1 protein-coding gene is annotated in these 1,071 nt (G+C 75.2%); it reads left to right on the top strand.

Annotation, left to right across the window (positions count from 1 at the left end; translation table 11 throughout):
- A partial coding sequence (locus tag ACWGI8_RS44545; RefSeq protein WP_453669374.1) for an MFS transporter occupies positions 1–959 on the top strand: 959 nt, incomplete at its 5' end.
- Positions 960–1,071: the final 112 nt, after the last annotated feature.

Genomic DNA, 1,071 nt, shown 5'->3' with positions numbered 1-1,071 from the left:
GGGTGATCCCGTCCGTGGTGGGGCCGCTCGCGTCCGGAACGGTCACCGAACAGCTCGGCTGGCGGTGGGTGTTCATCGGCATCCCGGTCCTGGTCGTCGTCCCGCTCGCGCTCGCGCTGCCCGCGATACGGCGGCGGGCGTCCGGGCCCGTCGACCCGACGGCGCCCCCGGCGCCGTTCGACGCGCGGCGGATCCGGCTCGCCCTCGGGATCTCGCTGGGCGCCGGGCTGCTGCAGTACGCGGCCCAGGACCTGCGGTGGCTGTCGCTCGTCCCCGGGGCCCTGGGCACCGCGCTCCTGGTACCCGCGGCACTGGGACTGCTGCCGCGCGGCACGTACCGCGCCGCGCGCGGGCTGCCGTCGGTGGTGCTCCTGCGGGGCGTGGCGGCCGGGTCGTTCATCGCGGCCGAGTCGTTCGTACCGTTGATGCTGGTAGCCCAGCGAGGGTTGTCGCCGACGCTCGCCGGGCTGTCGCTCGCGGTGGGCGGGGCGACTTGGGCGCTGGGGTCGTTCGTCCAGTCCAGGCCGCGGCTGGAGCCGTACCGGGAGCGGCTGGTGGTGACCGGCATGGTGCTCGTCGCGGCGGCGATAGCGGCCGCGCCCAGCGTGCTGATCGCATCCGTTCCGGTGTGGATCGTCGGCGTCGCGTGGGGCTGGGGCTGCTTCGGCATGGGCTTGGTCATCTCGTCGACGAGCGTCCTGCTGCTGAAGCTGTCGGCCCCCCAGGAGGCGGGCACCAACTCCGCCGCCCTCCAGATCTCCGACGGCCTGTCGAACGTCCTGCTCCTGGCCGCGGGCGGCGCGGCCTTCGCAGCCCTCGGCGGCGGGGCGGCCGGCGCCCGTACCGCGGCCGCCGCGACCGCGTCCCACCCGGCCGCCTTCGCCGCGGTGTTCCTTCCCATGGCGGCGGTCGCGCTGCTCGGCGCATGGGTGGCGACGCGCCTCCACAACCGCACGTAGGCCCTGTCCGGGCGATCTTGTCGGGCTCGCGTGCCCTGGCACCGCACCTCGCCGCATTGTCGTCGGTCGCCATGGCTCCGCCATGACTCCCTCCTCCGCCTTGCGATGCGTC

This window comes from Streptomyces sp. NPDC054841 (genome assembly GCF_053611045.1).
This window is presented reverse-complemented; position numbering and strand designations above follow the sequence as displayed.